Genomic DNA, 22992 nt, shown 5'->3' on the forward strand with positions numbered 1-22992 from the left:
TTAATTGATTTTTCTTTCTAACAGTTCGATCTGGTCGGCAAAGTAACGGCTTTTTTCCGGGAATTTCAATATCAATTTTTTGTAAGTATTTATGGCTTTGTGATAAAGCATCTGGTCGATATAAATGCGCGCCAGTGTTTCGGTCACTAATTCGTCCTGGTCCTCTGCGCTTTTTTTGGCCTTATTCTCGTTGTCCAGTTTATCACCTGTAGGCGTACTGATATGAGGAGCCTCGGCGATAAACTTCTTGATGATCCTGTCCTCTTTTCTTTGCGGATCAAATTCAACCGCCAGCCCGGCAGCGCTCTGGTCCAGTTCCTCAACCGTGCTTACATGAAAAATATTTTCGTAATACTGCTGCTGAAGGGTTTCGTCGCCGGTATGTCTTATGGCCTGGGTAGTATCCAGTTTAAACGGCTGGTAAACACCTGCATGTTCCTTGCGTGTTTTATCGAGCCACCACATAAAGGTGTATGGCATTTTTTCATCATGATACTTCGAAACATAATTTGTCTCCGTCGCCTTGAATTTATTGACGGGCGCCTCGTGATTTATTTCTTCGCCGGTAATTTCTTCGACCATTTCAGGCTCCCGGGTAATCTGCTCCGACCGTTCGAAAACGAAATAATCGCTTCCGGCCAGGCTTTCCGGAATTAGTTCCTCTGTTTCGGGCTCTTCTTCAATTTGTTCAACTACGGGAGGAGTATCATCCAAAACCGGTTCCGCTGGTTCAGTTTCATGTGCTGCCGCGACAGGTTCGGGTTGTGTCGCCTCTTCTACCGGTTTCGGCGCCTGCGCAGCAAAGCTGATGCTTTCTATACCCACAATCTCGTCGTAAACATCGTCGTCGATATCCTCCGATGGGTGCGATTGCGCTATTATCTCCTGCTCAACTACAGGCAATTCATTTGCCAGGTCTCCGTCAGCGTCCGGCGCTTGTTCCGCTTCGATAATTTCTTCTGTTTCGGTTGCCGGTTCTTCTGCTGTTTGATGCAATTCGGCTAACTCCTCCTCAAACACCGGCGCAGGTGTTTCGGCCCTGCTGTCTTCTTCAGGCAATTCAAAAACAGGTTCGGCAGACTGTAAGGTCCGGTTCATGTCTTCTTCCGGTAGTGATTCATGGAAATCTACGATCTCCTCTTCAAAAGCATCAACCGGGGTAGTGGCGCGGTGGTCCTCTTCAGGTATTTCAGTTACCGGCTGGTGAATGTATTCGTCTTGCGGTATATGGATTGTTTCATCGGTAATAGTTTCGCTTTCAAACTGGTCATTTATGGTTTCAATCTCCCCCTGCTCGTCACCACCTACTACAACCGCCGACTCATCGCGGTTTTTTTCAATTTGCCGTTCGGATTCAGATATCCCGTTTGTTTGATGACCGATTTCGGCAACTTCTACTTCCGTTTCAACGCTCTCAGTTTTGCCGTATCCCTGCCCATTTACCTCCTGAATAATCTGTCCCTCCTGTACTTCGGCCAGGTTCTCATAGGCATTCAGCAATACATACAGCGCCTTAGGATTGAATGATGCGGCCGCGTGGCCCATACCTTCCCTGTTTGACCGCGCATACAAAGCCTGCAAAAGCCCGCTTTGCGGAAAATCCGTGGCAAGCTGCTGTAGATCGGCACTATACGCATAGCCATTATCAGCCGGGTTTGCCAGCAATTTCCACAAAATATCGGTATGCCTGTTATTTAGGTATTGGTCCACGAGGGTGAAACTACAAATTGCTTACCAATTAGCAAAGGCTCTGTTAAAAATATCGTCGGTAAGCTGTTTATTAATTTCGGTTATCAGCTTCTGTTCCTGCGATGAAATTTCACCTGTAAAATCCTGGTGCTCAGAGAATGACTGGGTAAAACTCAGCTTTTTATCAACAGTATTCGTATAGGTTACATTTACAGTAATGGTCAGGCGTTCTGCGCCCGCTATAGGCGGCGTGTTACTGTTGGTTGATTGTACCGACACCGGTTCAATGGTGTAACCTGTTATTGAACCCTTCATATTTGCCGTAGCCTCGCCCTGCACAATGGATAAGCTGGTAGTCGAACGTATCCTGTCCTTTAACGATTCGGTAAACTGCTGACTAAGGTAATTTACTACCAACGGTGCTGTATTTTCAAAATATTCCACGCTGATAGTTTTTAATCCTACGGTTGATGCGCCGCTTAAGCTGAATGAGCATGATGAATTGAATAAAGCCATTATAGCTATCGGGAGTAGTGCTGCCAGCGCCTTTTTCATGGTTACAGATTTAGCTCTTTTATTTTGCGGTACAACGTTCTTTCGGATATTCCCAGTTCATTTGCAGCCAGTTTACGCTTGCCCTTATGCTTTTTCAATGCCTTCCTGATGAGGTCCGATTCCTTTTCAACCAATGAAAGCGATTCTTCCACTTCCTCGGCCTCATGGAACGGCACATTGGCATTGCTTATAACGGGCTGTTGTATGGTAAATTGTCCGTCGTTATTGTTTCCCGGCAATTCAATATCACGATACAATTGATTAAGCGTTTGCGAATTATTAGCATACGAGGTCGAAACACCGCCATGCTCAATAATATCGGCCACCAGCTTTTTCAGCTCTACCATGTCGCGCTTCATATCAAACAGTACTTTATATAATATGTCGCGTTCCGATATGTCCTCTTTAGGCTGATTTTCCAACCGCATCGGCAAATTGCTCCTGCTGGCCTCCTGCGGGATATAGTTGAGTATGATCTGCGCGGTTATCAGCCTGTCCCGTTCCAGCACGGCTAATTGTTCTGCCATATTTTTAAGCTGGCGAACGTTACCCGGCCATGAGTAATTGATGAGCAGTTGCTGGGCCTCATCATCCAGCTGGATAGGCGGCGTACGGTATTTATCTGTAAAGTCGGAGGTAAACTTGCGGAACAAAAGATAAATATCCTCCTTCCTGTCACGCAGTGGCGGTATCCTTAACGGAACCGTATTTAAGCGATAATAAAGATCCTCCCTGAACTTACCATTCCGTACGGCATCGTACACGTCCACATTGGTTGCAGCAATAACCCTCACATTTGTCTTTTCAACTTTCGACGAACCAACTTTGATAAACTGTCCCGATTCCAGCACACGCAGCAGGCGCGCCTGCGTGCCCAATGGCATTTCAGCAATTTCGTCCAGGAATATCGTTCCGCCGTTTACCGTTTCAAAATATCCTTTGCGTTCGCCAACAGCGCCGGTGTAGGCGCCTTTTTCGTGGCCGAACAGTTCGGAATCTATCGTGCCTTCGGGGATGGCACCGCAATTCACAGCAATAAAGGGCCCATGCTTGCGCGGACTCATCTGGTGAATAATGTGCGAAAAAACCTCTTTACCGCTACCGCTTTCGCCTGTTATTAAAACAGAAATATCGGTAGGTGCAACCTGGTTTGCTATAGTTATGGCCCGGTTAAGCAGCGGCGAATTGCCGATGATACCAAAGCGTTGTTTTATTTCTTGTACTTCCATTTTTATTAGAACCAAGAGTCAAGAATCAAGATTCAAGACTGATAACTTTGTCATTTTAAATTATCACGAAAAGAAAAAATCATTTTTTGTACTTCTGATGTAAGGGCCAAACAATCTTTCAACTTTTCGGAATCGCCATATTTCCGGCGTTCACATATCAGCAATTGAGTCTCCAACTCAAATGATGAGGTTAACGCAGTCGTTAAAAATTCGACAAAATGGTTAGTTGTTCGTTTCCCCGACCCCTCTGCAATATTTGATGGTATGGAGCAGGAACATCTGTTTATTTGGTCAATCAGGTTAAATCTTTCCATTGCCGGCAACCCTTCAATATAGTATAACGTCAAATCAGTGAGGTCCATCCCCTTTTGCCAAATACTTAACTTTTTAAAGTTGTGCATATAGTTCTAATATAGCTTTTCTTGGCTCTTGACTCTTGCTTCTTGGTTCTACTACACTACCCTACCAATCAAAGTTGCAGTAGTAGTCTTTTCGACCAGGACATTTACATACTGGCCTGGTTTGTAATTCTCGTTTACGGGGAATACAACCATTGAATTCTGGTCACTTCGCCCGCAATAGTCTTTGTCCGATTTTTTTGAAAAACCTTCAATTAATACTCTTTGTACCTTACCCAATTGTGCCTGCAAACGTGCAAAGGAATGTTGCTGTTGTTTAGCAACCACCTCTTTTAAACGGGCGCTTTTTACGGCATCAGGGATATCGTCCGCATAACGCTTGGCTGCCAAAGTGCCCGGCCTTTCCGAATACATGAACATGTAGGCAAAATCATATTGCACATAGTCCATCATACTTAAGGTATCCCGGTGCTCTTCATCTGTCTCGGTGCAGAAACCGGTTATCACGTCGGTTGAAATCGCACATTCCGGTATGATCCTCCTGATAGCATCTATACGATTGACATACCACTCGCGGTCATAAGTGCGGTTCATCAGTTCAAGTACACGGCTGTTACCCGACTGTACCGGCAGGTGAATATAATTGCAGATATTATCGTACTTAGCTATCATGTAAAGCACCTCATCCGTAATATCCTTAGGATGCGAGGTGGAGAAACGCACGCGTAATTCGGGGTTTATCAACGCGACCATTTCCAGCAGGTTGGCGAAATTTACAACATTACCATCTTCCGACTTCTGATTTTCGACTTCTGACTTCCATTTATACGAATCCACATTTTGCCCAAGCAAAGTTACCTCGCGGTAGCCCTGGTTAAACAACTCTGTACATTCCTTTACTATCGATTGCGGTTCGCGGCTCCGCTCCCGTCCGCGCGTAAAAGGCACGACGCAGAACGAGCACATGTTATCACAACCACGCATAATGGAAACGAAAGCATTGATGCCATTGCTGTTCAATCGTACCGGGTTGATATCAGCGTAAGTTTCCTCGCGCGAAAGCAATACGTTTACTGCCTTTTGACCATCGTCAACTTTACCGATCAGGTTTGGCAGATCGCGGTAAGCATCGGGTCCAACAACCACATCTACCAGTTTTTCTTCTTCAAGGAATTTGGATTTCAGGCGCTCGGCCATGCAGCCCAGCACGCCTACCACCAAACCCGGGTTTTTAACCTTGGCAATAGTGAATTCTCTCAACCGGTTACGCACCCGCTGTTCAGCATTTTCGCGTATCGAACAGGTATTGATAAAGATCACATCGGCATTGTTGTAATCGCCCGTTGTTTCGAAGCCGTTATCTGACAGGATAGACGCTACGATCTCGCTATCCGAAAAATTCATGGCGCAGCCATAACTTTCGATGTAAAGCTTGCGTCCGCTTGCCTTCCCGTCTGCGGGCTCTAATATTAAAGCCTCGCCCTGCCTGCTCTCGTCGTGTGTCTTATCCGGTATAGTAAAATTCATTATTAATTGAAAATTGGACTGCAAAAATACACAATTTTTAGATTTAGAGTGACAGTTTGTCACGTTTTACAAAATCCCGACTCTATTATGATGATTTATAGTCCAAAAAATAACAAATTGCGGAAAAGTGTTGTATTAACCTGAATGCGACACTACCGGACATTTCAGCTGATGAAGTCAAAATTAAAAAGATGGCAAAAAATAACGCTGATCGTCCTCGGCTCGCTGATAGCGCTCGTGCTTATCCTCGCCGTGTTTGTCAACCAGTACTGGTCGCCTATTTTGGCAAAAAAGGTAAAAAGCATCGTGCTCAAAAGCAGCGACAGCCTCTACCACGTCGACTTTACCGATGCGAAATTGCATATCCTGAGGGGCGAGATAGATATTTACAACCTCACGCTTAAACCCGACACCACGGTTTACAACCGCAGGAAAGCAAATCACTTCGCGCCCAACAACCTGGTGGAACTTTATGTAAAAAGAGTCACCATATCGCACATGCACCCGTTCAAACTATATTTTGACCATGTGCTTGATATCGGCGAAGTAATATTGAAGGCACCTGAGATAAAGGTTAGTTACGAACTTAACCACACTAAGGATACCGCCGCCCGGGACAATAGAACTACCTGGCAAAAATTATCCAAAACACTCAGATCGGTCCATATCGGGCAGATCGTGCTGGGCGATGTAAAGTTTAAATATGAGGATTATTCGGGCAATAAGCTAGCCATATCCGAACTAAAGGAAATGAACCTTGGCGCTACCGACCTGCTTATCGACTCGGCAACGCAGACCGACAGGTCGCGGGTTTTATTTTGCAGGGATATCGACGCCGATCTGAATAATTATACGGCCAATACTTCGAACGGGCTTTACACCTACAGCATAAAGGCGCTCCATTTATCCACTCAAACCTCGAAACTTACCCTAGAGGGCCTCGACCTGCAACCCTTAGAAACCAGCGCATTTTTTGAGAAAAGCCGTAAAGACAGGTTCGATATACATCTCGATTCGCTCGAGGTAGATAGGTTTGATTATATCACCTATCACAAATACCGTATCATCAATGCGTCGCACCTGTTGCTGAACAAAGGATCGCTTAACATATTTACCAACCCGAACAAGAAAAAGCCTACAACCGATAAGGTAAAGACGTATCCGAATTTTGGTTTAAAAGAATTGAAGGCCGACCTCAACATCGACACCATAGATGCAAGAGGGGTCGACATCACCTATACCGAACTTAATCATAAATCGGGCAAAGCCGGGACGATAACGTTCGACCATTCTTCCGGGAGGTTTCTGAACGTTACCAACAACCCGCAGGCGCTTCAGAAAAACAATATTTGCACGGCTGCATTAACCAGTTATTTTATGAACCGCGGTAAGGTAAACGTGATCTTTAAATTCAATCTTACAGATGCGAATGTGCCGTTCAGCTATAAGGGCGATGTTGGCCCGATGGATCTTCGTGCATTAAATAAAGGGATCATGGCATTGGGGCTGGTAAAGATAAACACCGGGAAGCTCAACCGTTTCGAGTTCGATATCAATGCCGACAACCAGGTAGCAAAAGGCAGGGTCAGCGTGCTTTATGATAGCCTGAAGGTCACTGTATTAAAGCCGGATACAAATAACGACCGGTTAAAACATGCCGTGATCCCGACTTTATTTGCCAATATCATGGTACTCAAGCACGACAACCCCGATAAACCGGGCGGAGTGCCGCGCTCTTTTTATGTCACCTACAACCGCCCTAAGGACTACCCTTTTTTTAAAACAATATGGCACACATTGCTTACAGGCATTAAACCCTGTGTAGGCCTCGATGAGAAGATGCAGAAGACCGTTAAGGATAAAATTGCCCAGCAAAGTATAAAAAAACAGGAACGGGAACTAAAAAAAGCCGCGCGAAAGCAACGGCGCGCCGAGCGAAAACAAAAAAAGGAAGCCGAAAAACAAGAAAAAGCCAATAACCCGCAATAGAACTTTCTTTACCAACCATGCAACGTTCGTAATTTAGGTTCGTCATTTAGCTAAAAGTTATTCATTATGAAAAAAATAGCATATTCCATTTTATCAGTGGCGCTCTTTTCGGTGCTCGTCATATCTGCCTCAGCACAGGGCCAGTCGCGTTCTGTATCGGGTTTTAACGCCATAGCATCCGGCGGGCCCTTTAATGTACATGTTAAGATAGACGGCAACGAAAGCGTAAAGGTTGACGCCGATGATGACGTGATCAACGACATCGAGACCGTAGTTGAAGGAAACACATTGAAAATCAGGTTCAACCGCGAAAATCGCCATCGTAATATTCACAAAGCGGAAATATACGTCGAAGCTAAATCATTGAATTCGCTTGCCAATGCCGGTTCGGGCAGTATTAAGGTGGATGGCGTGGTTTCGGGCAGCAATGTTAAAACCATCTTAAGCGGTTCGGGTAATATCAGCACAGCCGTAAAGGCCGACAACCTGCGTACAGTTATCAGTGGTTCCGGTTCCATTAAAATTACCGGCAGCGCCGGCGATGCCGAGATCGTAGTTACCGGCTCGGGCGAAGTTGAGGGCAGGGGCCTTAAAGCTAATACCGTTTCAGCTACCATTACCGGATCGGGCAATATCCATGTAGAAGCAGAAAAAAGCGTATCGGGCCATATTACAGGTTCGGGAAGCGTGCTTTATTCGGGCAGCGCATCTATAAGCGATGTTCGCACTACCGGTTCGGGACGTGTATCAAGAGAATAGTTCAACCCAATTTGAGATTAATAGTAAAAAGGCTGCCTGCGGGTGGCCTTTTTATTGCAGCAATAATTTAAGGTTGACACCGAAGTTGGTGAACGATGTATTAAACGTTTGCGACGTAAACGGCTTGGTGATATTGGTGTCGTAAAACAGGCTCAGGTTAAAGCGCTGGTTTATAACATAATCTATCTCGGGCCGATAGGTGATATTCCTTGCGCCAGAAGATATTTGTGCACCCGGAATATCGGCCTGGTAAACCAGCGTCTTATTATCGCGCAGCGAAAGATCCATTTTAAAAGTAAGGTCGTTATTCAGCTTGGTGCCGTTAAACATACCAAAGGGGAACCTGAAGTTGCGGGTCTTATAGCCAAAACCCAACACCAGTATATCCTCGTTCTGCTGTGCCAGCTGGCTGTTGGACAGGCTGAGGTTCAGCGTTCGTGTTTGCCGGTATTCTACGTTCGCGGTCAGGTTGTTCTTGAATCGCATATCGATACCCAGCAAAGGCACAAACTGTTCAAATATCGTAACCGATGAAAATTGATAGAGCGGCAAAAAGTCGTTGTTCGCATCCCTTGAGCTTACTGCGCCATTGGCCACCTGGTATTGCTGCAATGTGGTATAATTGCCCACCGTAAAGGTCGAACGGTAGCCGTTGCGTATGTCGACTGATTCAAATAGTTCACTCAGAAAGGGGATACGGCTTAACCCGCTGTAACGTATATCCCAGTTGGGTATGGGAAAAGACGGGAAGCTACCCAGACCGATACTCGAAGCATTTTTCCCGGTATAAGCGGCAAGGAAAGCCGGCACCACCACATTTTGGGAATTCTGGCTGTAACCATCGGTATAGTTTCCAACCGCCCCTTTTGCCGAGTTCGGGTTCAATGCGCCCAGGCGTTGCGAAATAACGGCCCGGTTTTGCTCAAACTTCGTAAATGTGGGCGATGAGTTGTCGATGCCGCTTATTTTTGAAAATGCCGTGGCTATCGACATGTAGGAGATGGTATAGTCGCCTGTTGTGCTTGGCGTCAAATTTTCAAAAGTGCCCGACGAAGGCAGGTATTTGAAATTACTCTGGTATGAATGGTTCTGCGTTTTAAACGCGATAAGTTCTATCCTGAAGTCCTTGAAAAGTTCCAGCGATCCTTTCAGGTGCAGGTCTTCGTTAAGCGTGCGCAAATAAAGCTGGTTCTGTAGTGTGTCTGTCGTCAGCCAGCCTTTGGAAACCGCTTTCTGCCTGATGTCGGCCTGGCTGCCCAGCAGGAAGCCGATGCCCGGCGCGTTGTAGTTAAAATCCTCTCCCGCAAATCCCGAATTAGGCAGGTACCCGGGTATAAAAGTACCCTCGGTACGCGTGTATGCCGCGCTCAGGTTTTTGATACTGGTCAAAAGGCCCAAAAACACCTTGCCAATTCCTGATGTTTCCTCCCCATCCTTTGCCGGCTTGGCGGTCAGGCGTTTGTAGAAAGCAAATTTATTATAAAGCGTTGCCATATTGAATGTCGGGTTCAGCTGAATGGTACGCGAATTCAGGATACTGTTGCCGACATTATAGGCAGGGTCGTTTATCGCAAAAAGTGGCTGGGTTTGCCAGGTAAAGTGTGTGCTATACCGGGCCACTACGGCCGTCCAATCCATATATGGCAGTTTATTAAGCGGCAAGGTATAATTAAGCGTAAGGGTATGGTTGTAATTGGTAGTACGCCCCAGGTGCAGGATATTTTCCCACAACGTATCCCTTTTTAAACCATCGAGGCGCCCTGCCGGTTCGTCGACTGTTGCCAGGTTGGTTGCATCTATATCCAAGGTGAGGGACTTGGTAAGATTCCACCCTAAACCATAGACCGACGTGATGTTAAATGTTTTATTGAAAGTAGTGGGGATGGCAATAATGTTGTTAGGGTCGTTATTTCTCAGTGTATTTTCAGAATAGAAGCGGTCGAAATTGATGCTGTAATTCAGGCGCGACGGGATCAGGTCGATATTAATATCCCGGATCAGCGATAGCAAATTACTTTTGATAACCTTTTCAAACGGGCTGTAATATTTCGGCTGGGTAGCAAAATTATAGGCCAGCGATGCATGATACGTTTTTTCAAAGTCACTCAGCGTCGTAAAATCATGGTGATTATATTCGATGTAGGAATAGGTTGCATTAAAGTTCTCGATATCCCAAACATGGTTTGGCGCCGATGGATTTGTCTTTGTTTTGTGGACATTGGTAAGGTTGATACTTTTACGCAGCGTATAATCCTCAGCCGTGTTTTGTATCGAATCCCGCTGTTTGGTACTGGTTGCCGCCTGCAACGATTGTTTTAGGGTTATATCGGGCTGCGCAGGGTCATACTCAGGCGTACTTACCTGGTGCGACACGTTGACATAAAGCGGTATATGCACACCGCTTTTGTCGGGGAAGAATTTACCGAGCTCCACACTGCCCGATACATCATAAACCTTGGTATCATTCAGTGTCCGGTCGGCCAGCCGCGAGTCGAGCGCGCCAAATCCAACAGTCGTCCGGCTGCCGGTTACGGTGAGCGACGCAAAATCGGCCAGTTTAGCATCGAACCTTCCGGTTGCCGCCCAGCCGCCTTTATTGTCAAAGTCGGTCATTCGCAATTCATCAAACCAAATAATACCCGATTTGTCCAGGCCATCGTCGACCACGGTGCTTGCATTTGTTTTTAACGGGTTGCGAACGCCTACCATCACGGTAGCCACCCTGCTCAGGTCGGGCTGGCCTTTAATGGTTATCTTGTTTTTGCCGTCGCTAAGGGTAAAAGGCACCGTAAGCGGCCAGGGTTGCCCGTTCAGTTTGGCGTTATTACGTGCCAGCTTGGCGTTTGTCAGCAGCGCCAGTTCTATATCCAGTTCGTTTTCGGTGGGCCAGATCGCGTTCGGGTCATTAGTACCCGCGTTCGTCAGCTTCATCGGTATTTCGTACTCGTAATAGTTGTCAGTATAATCAACACCGAGACGAATAAAAGCGCTCACATCGTTGTCCTTCAGCTGCGTGCCCTCGGCATGGATAAACATTTGCAGCTTTTTGTATTTGCGCAGGTCGTTATTAAAATCTTTAAATGCCGCACGGGAATAACCATCGCGCAGGTTCGAGAAATTAAGCGACAGCGATTGCTCATTCAACTGCGTGTTGGTTTGCAGGTTGTTGTAATTGCGTTGCCGTATAATGCCCGGCGGAACCACGTATGGGATAGGGGTACGGTTACCGTTTTCCTCGATATTAACCGTCTCCACATCCAGCGAAGAATTATCAAGCGGGGGATTGATGATCGAAGGGTCAGCGATCACATTCGTCGGGTTGTTCTCCGAATTGAATGCACGCCAATCGCCTCTTACTAACTGCAAAGTTGCAAAGCGCATGATAGCTGTATCGGCAAACCCGGTCATGAACATACGGATGAACCGGATGGATTTGAAATCCTGGATATTACCCACAACGCTTTGCGGGCTATTTATCGGTATACGGAATTGGTACCATGTTACAGCCTGGGTAGTGCCGTTGGGCAGTTTAACCTGCGACGTTACCTTATCATTAATAAAGTTTTGTCCTACTACCATGTCCTGCGGACGAACCGACACGTGATATTGGAAATACTCGTCGTCCTGGTTCATATTATTATCCCTGTCCACGTCTTCGGCATCAGGCAGCGACGTTGAGGCTGAAGTTGGTGTGCCCAGCAATGCCTGGGATTGCTCGGAAGTTTTAGAGTTACCTTCTGTACCGTTATACTGGCTGTAGCGTTGTAAAATACCCGCGCCTGCCTGGTCGAGCTGCGGTCCCTGGTAATATTGATAATCGTCGGATGAAGGGTCGTTGTTAAAAGTGTTTCCCGCCTGCGCACTCACCTGTGCCTTTACCTGGTTAACGATAGTTGAGAATTTCGACCTTTCATCAGCATCGTTCAACCCGTCCAGGCCGATATCCTGTATAGTTCTTGATGCCGGGTTGCTGTCGAAGGCATTTACCACGGGCTGTGTTTTTACTACCCTTCCCCAGGCGGTGGTATCCACCTGGCTCTGGTCGCCGTTTACCGGGATTCCATTTTCAAGCCCTTTGCGGCCATCCTGCAAAATATCTTCCGATATATTACCGAGGTTGAAGTACAGGTCGCCACCCTGCGAATTTGGTTTGCCGATAAACGGGTCCATTACCCAAAACTCGATGTACTGAACGTTCAGCGCTTCAAAATCATTGGTCGAAATACCGCGGAATATGCCACCCCATTTTTGTTGCGGGTTGGTCAAAGTTCCATCGCTGTTCAAGCCGGTTGTCCTAAAGTTGTAAGGGCCTCGGATATTGGGATAGAAGGCAAGGTCGAATGTGGGCAGGGTCAACGGCTGACCGGTTACAGACTGCTTGTAAGGAAACACCTCCGTTTCGAGCACTTCCCTTACATAAGGTTTCGACAATTCCGTCCGTGAGACCGGGATAGTGCCGCCGCTGTAAAATATCGGATCGATGTTATAGAAAGCAATGCGCGCCCTGTTATAGCCGTAACTAAGGTCGTTGAACGACTTTGATTCGGGGAACTGTTGCGGCGTGCCCGAAATTTGCCAGGTTGAGGCGCTTTTGATATCGATAACAGATTGACTGCTTTCAAAGTCGTCAAGGTAAGAAGTACCGTTCTTTGATCCGGCAAAGTTCAGCGCTGACGGACTGCCCGGCAAAAGTTGTGCAAATTCGCCGTTGAAACTAACCGACGACGGCACTTTGGTGGTAACGAAAGGTATCTTATCAACCAACCTTGTGAGGAAACGTGACGGTGAATTATAATTCACGTCGAAACCATAAATGGTATTGGAAATAGATTCCTGGCCAACTACTTCGTTTTGCGTTATGGGCGTTTCCTTCAAGTGCATCAGGGTTGCCCCAAGCGCAAGGTTGTCGTTCACTTTAAAATCAAAACGGGAGCCAAATAATGATTTCTGCTGCACACCGAAAAGTTCGTTATTCTCCAGGTTAACTGTAATGGGCTGCCCCGAGGATAGCAATGCCTGGTTAATGATCCTGATCTTGCCGGCACTGTAATCAACGTTATAGTCAGTTCCCTCGACAAGCTTAGAAGACCCCGCGGTAACCACAACAGAGCCTTGCGGAATATTGGTTGCATTCAATTGATATTCCGACCCGGACTGCGAAGTATAAGTACCCTTGATAAGATACCTGTTTAGCTGAGGGAAAAACTGTTGGGCGATGGTCTTGGTCGAGTCGTATATCGGCTGGTAAACATATCGTCGTATCAGGTCCTGTTCGCCGGGGTCGAATTGTTTTGACAGGTCCGATCCAAAAGGTTCCAATACCGGGAATATAATGCGCCCGTTTTGCGAATCGATCGTGACGCCTTCAATAAAGTCGAAAAAGCCATCGGGCTGTTTGTCATTATGCGAATCGAGGTTATCCAATCCCGTCAGCTGTAGCCAAAGCTTGCTTTTGGTATGCAACCCTTCGCCCATAATGGGTTTGGCAATGCCCGAGCTTTCGTCGAGCCGCGATATCGTCATCCTGAAATTACTTGAACTAACCTGGTAAGCACCTAGGGAGTATATGTTTTTCATCATCAGTTTCCAGGTAGGCAGGCTGGTTTTTAACAATGCATTCTTCAGCAATTTCACATACAATACTTCGGGGGTTGCGGTATTAACCGGCCTATCCGTCGAAAACTCACCCACCTGGTACACAACGCCATTCACGGTATACTGGTATGCGACGGCCAGTACCTCGTCATTGTTCAGCGGGTAGTTCAACGATATATAACCTAATTGCGGATGCAGGGTAAATTCCTTATCAGTCAGCTTGCGTGCGTACGTCAGCCTGGCATAGTTATCGTTGCCACCTGTCGCCTGGAAATAGGCATTAATAGCATTCGAGTTGGTTTGCCGTGCTGCGGCAGGTAAATTCTGCAACAGGTTGTTGGATTGTTGCGCGAAACCCGGCCCCGAAAAGCCTGCGGGCAATCCGCTGTAACCTGCGCCGCCCTGCACGATCGACTTGTTGTAAGGCTTATTTTCGCCCAGGTCCATCAAACCCAATATATCGCGTGAGCCGGTGGTGTTATTGGTGCGGTTGGTAACCCAAACCTCGATACGGGTGATGTTGATGTTCGAGCTTATGATGGGGATATTAGCCAGCGCCTTATCGTAATTATCCCTGAAATACTGCGACAAAAAATAGTGGCGGTTGGCCTCATAATCGGCTGGCGTAAAGCTGAAATTACCCTGCTGCGCGCCGTTGGTTATGGTGATGGATTTTGATTGTGAACGCTGCTGCGAAAAAATGCTCGTCACATTCAGGTTGCCGAATTTGAGTTTGGTCTTTACACCGAAAAGGGCCTGCGTACCGGTTATAAGGGTCGTATTTAAGGGAAAACTTACGGTACCAACTTCTATTTTCTGAATGATCTCATCTTTATTACCGGTGTAATCCAGCTTTATCTGGTTTTCAAATTGATACTGCGCGTCTGTATTGTAATTGGTTGATATTTTAAGCTTATCCCCTATTGAACCGGTAACGTTCATCTGGATGCGCTGGTTGAAATTGAAATTGAACTGGCTGCGCTGCTTGGTATTGAACAGCGGGTTCTGGTTACTGTTGATCTGCCCGGCCATTATCATCTCCGCCGAGCCCTGCGGCCGGATGGTGATATCCGAACTCCCAAACATCTGCTCGAAAGTATGACTGCGTATCTTGATCTGGGGAATAAATCCCTCCTGCTGCGACTGATATGCGTAGCTGTCGGCCTGTTGCTTAAAATATACGCGGGTACCTTCGCGTTGCTTCAGTAAGAGGTATTCGCTGAAAGTAAGGTATTTCGGCGGGCGGTAATCGAAACTACCCACTCTTTGATAAAGCACATACTGGTTCTTTACCGGGTCGTATTCTATAGTTTTAACCAGGCCCGGGGGGTCAGGCTGAAGGTAACCCTGCTTCAACTGGTTATTGCGCGACTCGGTATTTGTAAATGGCGCCCTGATGGTTAAGGAATCCGGCTTTGATGCGGGCTGCTGTGCGAAGGCTGTCCTGATCCCGCAAAAAGCGTAGATCAGCAACATGGATAAAGCAGCTTTAAAGGTAAAAGTCCGGATCAAGCGTCAAGGGGTAAAAATCTACGTAATTATAAACTTTTTAGTGCGAATTTAATTAGTTGTTCAACGGTTAAATTACCGCCATTTTTATTTAATTCATTATCAAGCACCTTTTCAACAGCGTTACGGGCAAAGCCCAGCATCACCAGCGCCGACATGGCCTCATCCTTCACCGTTCTGTTCACCGGAACGGTTATCAGTGTGTCGGGGCCATCCTTTTTCAGTTTGTCCTGTAGTTCCAAGATAAGACGTTGTGCCGATTTTGGGCCGATGCCTTTGATCCGCTGTATTTGTGAAACATCCCCTTTTACGATAGCTGCCTGTATCTCTTCCGGTGTTATCGACGACAAGATCATCCTGCCGGTATTCGGGCCTATCCCCGACACTGATATTAGGTGCAGAAACAACCTGCGTTCGCCCTCATCGGCAAAGCCGTAAAGCGTGTGCGCATCTTCCTTCACATGCAGCCAGGTAAATAATTTGCAACGCTCGGTATCACCAAGTTTTGAATAGGTGTTTAGTGATATGTTTACCTGGTAGCCAACACCGCCTGCATCAATAACCACGTACGAAGGGCTTTTGTAGGCCAGTTTACCGTCAATATAAGCGTACATAAGTGCTTTTTAGTATTAATTACGTGTACGTGAAACAACTTTTTGGGTTTCGTTACCCTCCTTTTCCTGGGCGTCGACAACGGCTATAGTAACCATATCGACAATTTCCCTTACCGAACTGCCCAATTGCAACACGTGAACAGATTTTTTCAACCCGAGCAATATCGGGCCTACGGCTTCGGCATCGCCAATTTCCTGCAATAATTTGTAAGCTATGTTGGCCGATTCAAGCGTCGGGAAAATTAAGGTGTTGGCAGGTGCGCCATTGAGGGTTGAGAACGGAAAGTTATCAGCCAATAAGGTAGGATTAAGTGCAAAGTTGGCCTGCATATCGCCATCGACCACGATATCGGGATACCGTTCATGAAGCAGGCGCACGGTTTCCCGGGTTTTGAAAGGTATCTCGCCCTCGTTTGAGCCAAAATTGGAGTATGACAGCACAGCAATCCTCGGCTTCACATTAAATTGCTTTACCGAATGATCTATCAGCACCGTTATGTCAACCAATTCTTCTATAGTTGGGTCGACATTGACCGTGGCATCGCCTATGAACACCGGGCCCTTTTTTGTCAGCATCATGTACATGCCGGCCACCCTGTTAACACCTTCCCGTGTACCGATTACCTGCAGGGCCGGCTTTACCGTAGCCACATAATCCTTAGTCAATCCGGAGATCAATGCGTCGGCGTCACCAAATTGCACCATGCAGGCGCCAAAATAGTTCCGTTGTGTAAGCATTTTGCTTGCTTCTGTATCGGTTATGCCTCTTCTTTGCCTTTTCTGGTACAAATAATCGGCATATTCCCGGAAACGGCCCGGTTCATCGCGCGGGTCGATGATCTCCACATCATCCAGTTCCAGGTCGCTATGCTTGATGATATTCCTTATCCTCGCGCAGTTACCCAGCAATATCGGTGTAGCTATGCATTCTTCCCGTACTATCTGCGCCGCTTTCAATATTTTATAATTGTCAGCTTCAGCAAATACTACCCGCTTCGGGTTTTGCTTGGCTTTATTGGCTAGATTCCGCAGTATCTTGTCGTCGGCGCCAATGCTTAGCCTCAGCCGCTCTTCATAAGCATCCCAGTCGCTTATTGCCTTCCTGGCCACACCCGAAGCTATCGCTGCTTTTGCCACTGCTGAAGAGACCTCGGTTATAAGCCTGCGGTCCATAGGCTTAGGAATAATATAATCTTTGCCGAACTTCAGGTTGCGCGTATTATAGGCCAGGTTCACTTCTTCGGGCACCGGTTTCTTAGCCAGTTCCGCAATTGCGTAAACGGCGGCCAATTTCATTTCTTCATTGATGGCCGTTGCACGAACGTCAAGCGCCCCGCGGAATATATACGGGAAACCCAAAACGTTGTTCACCTGGTTCGGGAAATCAGCGCGGCCGGTAGCCATCAGGATGTCCTTACGTGCCTTAATACCGATATCATAAGCTATCTCAGGTACCGGATTCGCCATAGCAAACACGATAGGGTTTTTGGCCATGCCTTTCAGCATATCAGGCGTCACAACGTTCCCTGCAGATAGCCCGATAAAAACATCCGCACCTTTCATGGCATCGGCCAAAGTGCTGATATCCTTCCTCTCTGTAGCAAAAAATAATCGAATTTCATCCAGGTCTGTCCGGTCAGGTGTTATCAAGCCGTTGATGTCGAACATGACCAGGTTTTCCCTTTTAACCCCAAGAGAAAGGTATATTTTAGAACAGGAAACGGCCGCAGCGCCGGCCCCGTTTATAACCATTTTTATCTTATCCAGCTTTTTGCCCTGTAGCTCGCAGGCGTTCATCAAGGCAGCGCCTGAAATGATCGCTGTACCATGCTGATCGTCGTGCATTACCGGTATTTTCATTTCAGCTTTCAGCCTGCGCTCTATCTCGAAACAGCTTGGCGCCGAAATATCTTCGAGGTTGATGCCGCCGAAGGTAGGCTCAAGCGCCTTCACAATGGACACAAACTCATCTACCGATTTGGCATTTACCTCCAGGTCGAACACGTCAATATCCGCATAAATTTTAAATAGCAATCCCTTTCCCTCCATCACAGGCTTTGCAGCTTCCGGCCCTATATTGCCCAGCCCCAGCACCGCCGTGCCGTTAGTGATAACTGCCACCAGGTTACTTTTTGCGGTGTATTTATAAACATCGTCCACGTTATCCGCTATCCGCAGGCAGGGTTCTGCCACACCAGGTGAATAGGCCAAAGTAAGGTCGCGCTGGGAGTTGGTGGGTTTGGTAGGTACTACCTGTATTTTGCCCGGGCGCCCGTTTGAATGATAATCAAGCGCGTCCTGCTTCCGGTTGGTTTTATGCATGGTTATTTTTAGGAATTCGATTATCCAAAATTACAATTCTTTTCGGGGGCTGGCATACCTAAAACGAAAAAAGCCCGGCTCTGATCATTTTCAAAACCGGGCCAATATCCTGATTAATTATATTACCCTTTATTGAGTTTGGCTGCAACCGCGGCCTCCAAACGGTAGCTGACAAAATTGTTTATATTTTTCTTGGGCTTCGCGGATGCCATCGTATCAAATTTTCTTGAGCGGTGGTGTATAGGCGGCCTGCTTTCTATGCGCCTTATCCTGTCGTATGACCCATAGGTTGAAAGATCGGCATCAGCCAGTTCACAATTAATTGCACCGTAGAGTGCTGCATATTTCGCTTTGAAATTTTTGGGGATAACCAAACTCTTCGGCGATTCAACCGAACCGTTCACAATAAGTCTTTTGTAGGATGGGTTGAGCAGCGTCAGCTGGGCAATATCAATAGATAACACGCGCGACACGCTGGTAAGTGAAATAAATTTATCAGCCTGTACGGTATCTGTTTCGGTAGAGAAATAACATTCCTGCGGAACAATGTTATAGCTTTTGTGATATTTCATCACATAGGTAATAGCAATGTATAACGGCACATAATCCCTTGTTTCGGCAGGAAGATATTGGCGTATGGCCCAAAAATCGTTTGAACCTGCTTCTTCAATAGCCCTGATCACATTGCTTTTGCCGCAATTGTAAGATGCGATAGCAAGTAGCCAGTCGCCGAATTGCTGGTAAGCGTCTTTCAGGTAAGCCGCTGCCGCGTAGCTTGATTGTACGGGGTCTTTGCGTTCGTCGACATAGTCGTCCATGGTAAGCCCATAAATCCTGGCGGTATTGTTCATAAATTGCCATGGACCGGTAGCGCCAACACGCGAAATCGCGTTCGGATTCAGTCGCGACTCTACCACAGAAAGGTATTTGATCTCGTCCGGAATTCCTGTTTCGCGAAATGCTTTTTCGTAAATGGGGAAATAGTATTTGGATAGGCCCAGCTCGCGGGAAATTTCGGCACGCTCAGTAGACAGGTAATTATCTATCTCGGCCTGTACATATTCGTTGTAATCCAGTTGAACGTCTTGCTGGATGGAATCAAGACGCTTTTTGAAAATATTATTGCGATAGATACCTGAGTAAACCGGTTTTTCTATACGGGTAGCTGCAGAATCGCGCCCGGCGTGAGCAGGCAATACGATGCAACACTCAGCAACCTTTGATGATCCTTGTAACTTAGGGGTCGTGGCAGCTTTAGAAAATTGGATAAGACAGAGGGCGGCTATAAGCACTAATAATCTCTTCATTTCTACCTTAGGATTTACTAATCTATTAAATTTTTATAGCTCTAAGAAATATTTAGAGAAATTTAATAATTCCTGCTCGGCAAAACGCTTGGCTAATAATTGTAAGCCCAGGGGTAAACCTTTATTAGTAGCACCAGCCGGTAAGGAAATAGCCGGAACCCCGGCTAATGATGCTTGTACGGTAAAAATGTCATAAAGATACATTACAACAGGATCTTTTTCTGTTTTCCCCAGCGCAAATGCCGGCTCGGGTGCGGTAGGTGTTAAAATGAAGTCGAACTCTTCCAGCAAACTATCCGTTTTTTCCCTGATCAGCCGCCTTACCTTCTGTGCCTTAGCATAATACGCATCATAATAGCCGGCGCTCAGCACAAACGTACCCAGCATGATCCTGCGCTTCACTTCCTTACCAAAACCTTCAGAACGGGAGCGTTTATATGTAGTCAGCAGGTCGGTAGCTGCCGGACTTCGGTAGCCGTAATGCACGCCATCGTACCGGGCGAGGTTGGATGAGGCCTCGGCCATGGCAAGTATATAATAGGTTGGTACGATATAGTCGAGATATTCAAAGGCTACGGGTTTTACCGTGTGCCCATCAGCACGAAGCTTTTCGATGTATCCTATCAGAGAGCCCTTCACCTCATCGTCGACACCGGGGCTTGACAGCGATTCTTGCAAGTAGGCGATCCTCTTTTTTGAACCCGCGGGCTTCAGTTCATCCCTATAGGCAGTTACGGGCTTTCGGGCGAGCGTAGAATCATACTCGTCGGCGCCCGCCATGATCTCTAGTAACAAGGCTGCGTCCTCTACAGAGCGCGTGATGGGCCCTACCTGGTCGAAAGATGAGGCATAGGCGATAATTCCGTGCCGCGAAATGCTGCCATAAGTTGGCTTCAATCCCACTAATCCGCAAAAAGATGCCGGCTGCCTCACCGAACCGCCGGTATCCGTACCTATCGACGCATGGCACATGCCGGCCTGTACAGCCACTGCCGACCCACCCGACGAACCGCCCGGCACGCGACTTGTATCTGCGTAGTTTTTTACCGGACCGTAATAAGAGTTTTCGTTTGAGGCCCCCATCGCAAACTCGTCGCAGTTACAGCGGCCTATGATAATGACATCTTCCGCCAACAGCCGTTCAACTATAGTGGAAGAATATATGGATGTAAACCCATTGAGTATTTTTGATGAGGCGGTTACTTTATGATCCTTATAGCAAATATTATCCTTAATACCTATAACCATGCCCGCAAGCCTGCCTGCGTTCCCTGCTTTGATACGCGCGTCGATGGTTTTGGAACGTGACAAGGCCTCCTGTTCAAATACTTCGTTAAAAGCATTCAGGTGTGCATTGTCCCTGATACGGGATAGATAGCTTTTTACTAATCCTTCAACCGTGATACGGCCGCTTTGCAATTCCCTCTTTATTTCATCAAAAGAGGAATAGAATGTAGTCATGGGGCTAAAATAAAAAACTTATCCGTTGAAATGGAGATTTCAGCAGATAAGTTTATGATAGTCTTACAGAATAGCCTTCGGCTGAACCTTCCGGATCAGTTTTTTGGCTTTTCTTCAGTAGTGGTCGTCGTGGTTGTAGTGCTTTCGCCGTTTTGGGCGTCTTTAAACTCCTTCATCCCTTTTCCCAAGCCTTTCATCAATTCAGGAATTTTCTTTCCGCCAAACAATACTAGTATAATAACTAGGATTAAAATAATTTCCGGTGCGCCTAATGAGCCCATGTCTTTAAGTTTTATTTAATGAATTATTCGTGTGCTGTTTTAACTGGTTCTATTTTAGTCTCGGTAGCATGTGTTTCCTCATGAACTGGAGTGGTATGATTCTCAACATAAGGCATCGTATTTGCCACGCCGCTTACTTCTGGTTGTTCTTCCGTAGTTTCCGCGTTTTCAGGCAGTTGCTTCTGCACCTCGCTTTCAGGTAACAAGTGCGATGGTTCTTCGACAGTAGCAGCCACCGGCAGATCGGTCTTTTTGTCCTCAAAATTATTGATCTGGTTAGCTATCTCGCGTTTCACACCATCCGAAGCGTCTTTGAAATCGCGTATTCCCTTTCCCAGTCCCCGTGCTATTTCGGGAAGTTTTTCACCCCCAAAAAGCATCAGTGCAACGAAAACAATAAGGACCATCTCCCCGCCGCCAATGTTCAAAAACAATAATACCGAACTAAACATATCCTCTAAATGAATTTACAAATATACGTAATAAAATAGTACAAAGATTGAAAATAATTCTATTCAGGGAAGAGCCAAATCTTCGGATTCACCGGATTAATACCCTTATAGATCGCAAATTGCACTACTGATTCTCCCGTAGCCGGGTCTGTCGCTACCGTACCAACCATTTGTTTGGTACTTAGTTTTTGACCTTTGCTAACTGTCACCGATTTCAGGTTAGAATATGCCGTAAAATATTCACCATGAATTACAATAACGGTATAAGTGCCATAAACATTTTCCACTGCCTGTACTTTCCCATCAAAAACGGTCCTTACAGGCGCTCCGGCATTAGTTTTTATCTCCAGGCCATCGCTTTCTGTCCGTATTCCCTCTATGGTATAAACCCCCATTCCACGAATGATCATGCCGTTGGTAACCGGCCAGGGCAGCTTACCGCGATTATCCAAAAAGTCGCTCGAGAGCTTTGCTGCCTCTTTGGTGGTATTCAAAACCTCGCTGTCCGTTGGCCGGTTCGCCTTATCCTTGTTGGTTGTAACATTTTTATTACCCCCCGGACTTGCCGCTGCCGCGGCGGCCTTCGCCGCCTCTTCCGCCTTACGCCTGGCCTCGGCTATTTCCCGTCGGATAGCATCGCGTATTTCCTGGTTTGTCTTAGTTATTTTTCGTTGCAGGTCACGTTGTTGTTGTTTTAATTGTCCCTGTTGTTTTGAAAGATCAGATACAACCCTGGCCTCATCCTTCTTTTGCTTGCCCAGTGTTACTTTTTCTTTTATCTGGTCGGCAAGGATATTGTTCTTTTCCTTTTTGGTGTTATCCAGCTGGTTTATCTTTACGTGAAGGTCCTTTTCGGTGCTTTCTATGTATTGTGCCTGGCGCTCACGATAGCCGGCAAATTCCTGCAGGTATTTCAGCCGTTTATACCCCTGGTTAAAGTCTTTCGCCGCAAAAACAAACATCAATTTATTGTATGAGCTTCGGTTATGATAGGCAAACAATATCATAGCAGCATACTGCTTTTTCAGCAGGTCGAGCTGGCTTTGCAGGTTGTGAATAGAAGTGTTGCTTTCCGATATCTGGTTGTCAAGCAATCTTACTTCTGAATTAATGGAGTTTATTTTTTCCTCGCGGATGTTGATCTGCTCTTTTAACAGGCTCAGCTGCCGTAACGAGCTTTTTTTGTTATTAGCCGTTTCCTCGTATTCTCGGTTTAGCTGCTCCAGTTCTTCATTATATTTATTCCTCAGGCGCTTTAATTCATCGCTGCTCTGCGCGTGTACATGCAATGCGGTGATCAATAACCCGGATATAATAAGAAACTGTTTCAAAAACCTCATTCGC

Annotated in this window: 15 protein-coding genes; 2 read left to right on the forward strand and 13 right to left on the reverse strand. The window is 46.6% G+C overall.

What is annotated here, in order from left to right; translation table 11 throughout:
• Genes FRZ54_RS00300 through miaB form a run of 5 tightly spaced genes read right to left on the reverse strand, consistent with a single transcriptional unit; the run spans position 1 to position 5359 of the window.
• Positions 1–1710 (reverse strand): hypothetical protein, encoded by a 1710-nt coding sequence (locus FRZ54_RS00300; protein WP_147029661.1) that lies wholly within the window; start codon positions 1708–1710, stop codon positions 1–3.
• A 21-nt stretch (positions 1711–1731) separates the two neighbouring features.
• A complete protein-coding gene (locus FRZ54_RS00305; RefSeq protein ID WP_147029662.1) occupies positions 1732–2244 on the reverse strand; it encodes an LptE family protein in 513 nt (170 codons plus the stop codon).
• Between the two features lie 2 nt (positions 2245–2246).
• Complete coding sequence (locus FRZ54_RS00310) at positions 2247–3473, reverse strand: sigma-54 interaction domain-containing protein (RefSeq protein ID WP_147029663.1); 1227 nt, start codon at positions 3471–3473, stop codon at positions 2247–2249.
• Between the two features lie 50 nt (positions 3474–3523).
• Positions 3524–3874 (reverse strand): four helix bundle protein, encoded by a 351-nt coding sequence (locus FRZ54_RS00315; RefSeq protein ID WP_147029664.1) that lies wholly within the window; start codon positions 3872–3874, stop codon positions 3524–3526.
• Positions 3875–3925: 51 nt separating this feature from the next.
• The gene (gene miaB / locus FRZ54_RS00320) at positions 3926–5359 is read right to left on the reverse strand and encodes a tRNA (N6-isopentenyl adenosine(37)-C2)-methylthiotransferase MiaB (protein WP_377026781.1); all 1434 of its coding nucleotides are present in this window, start codon (positions 5357–5359) and stop codon (positions 3926–3928) included.
• Positions 5360–5530: 171 nt separating this feature from the next.
• Between miaB and FRZ54_RS00325 the strand changes: the two genes are divergently transcribed.
• Positions 5531–7348 carry a nucleolar protein 12 gene (locus tag FRZ54_RS00325; RefSeq protein ID WP_147029665.1) on the forward strand — a complete coding sequence of 606 codons (1818 nt, stop codon included), beginning with the start codon at positions 5531–5533 and terminating at the stop codon, positions 7346–7348.
• Between the two features lie 66 nt (positions 7349–7414).
• Positions 7415–8107 carry a head GIN domain-containing protein gene (locus tag FRZ54_RS00330; protein WP_147029666.1) on the forward strand — a complete coding sequence of 231 codons (693 nt, stop codon included), beginning with the start codon at positions 7415–7417 and terminating at the stop codon, positions 8105–8107.
• A gap of 51 nt (positions 8108–8158) precedes the next feature.
• Here the strand turns inward: FRZ54_RS00330 and sov are convergent, their stop codons facing one another.
• The 8 genes from sov to FRZ54_RS00370 form a co-directional block, all read right to left on the reverse strand.
• Entirely contained in the window at positions 8159–15178 is a 7020-nt protein-coding gene (gene sov, locus FRZ54_RS00335; RefSeq protein WP_187359822.1) for a T9SS outer membrane translocon Sov/SprA, read from the reverse strand.
• Between the two features lie 62 nt (positions 15179–15240).
• Positions 15241–15825 carry a Holliday junction branch migration protein RuvA gene (gene ruvA / locus FRZ54_RS00340; protein WP_147029668.1) on the reverse strand — a complete coding sequence of 195 codons (585 nt, stop codon included), beginning with the start codon at positions 15823–15825 and terminating at the stop codon, positions 15241–15243.
• A 15-nt stretch (positions 15826–15840) separates the two neighbouring features.
• Complete coding sequence (locus FRZ54_RS00345; RefSeq protein ID WP_147029669.1) at positions 15841–18147, reverse strand: NADP-dependent malic enzyme; 2307 nt, start codon at positions 18145–18147, stop codon at positions 15841–15843.
• Between the two features lie 122 nt (positions 18148–18269).
• Positions 18270–19454 (reverse strand): lytic transglycosylase domain-containing protein, encoded by a 1185-nt coding sequence (locus tag FRZ54_RS00350; protein ID WP_147029670.1) that lies wholly within the window; start codon positions 19452–19454, stop codon positions 18270–18272.
• Positions 19455–19487: 33 nt separating this feature from the next.
• Entirely contained in the window at positions 19488–20915 is a 1428-nt protein-coding gene (gene gatA / locus FRZ54_RS00355) for an Asp-tRNA(Asn)/Glu-tRNA(Gln) amidotransferase subunit GatA (RefSeq protein WP_147029671.1), read from the reverse strand.
• 95 nt (positions 20916–21010) lie between these two features.
• Positions 21011–21196 (reverse strand): Sec-independent protein translocase subunit TatA/TatB, encoded by a 186-nt coding sequence (locus FRZ54_RS00360; protein WP_147029672.1) that lies wholly within the window; start codon positions 21194–21196, stop codon positions 21011–21013.
• A gap of 23 nt (positions 21197–21219) precedes the next feature.
• Positions 21220–21648 (reverse strand): Sec-independent protein translocase subunit TatA/TatB, encoded by a 429-nt coding sequence (locus FRZ54_RS00365; RefSeq protein WP_147029673.1) that lies wholly within the window; start codon positions 21646–21648, stop codon positions 21220–21222.
• Positions 21649–21707: 59 nt separating this feature from the next.
• On the reverse strand, positions 21708–22988 hold the full coding sequence (locus tag FRZ54_RS00370; RefSeq protein ID WP_147029674.1) for a murein hydrolase activator EnvC family protein: 1281 nt from the start codon (positions 22986–22988) through the stop codon (positions 21708–21710).
• Positions 22989–22992: the final 4 nt, after the last annotated feature.

The sequence above is a fragment of the Mucilaginibacter ginsenosidivorans genome, from assembly GCF_007971025.1.
Lineage (GTDB): Bacteria > Bacteroidota > Bacteroidia > Sphingobacteriales > Sphingobacteriaceae > Mucilaginibacter > Mucilaginibacter ginsenosidivorans.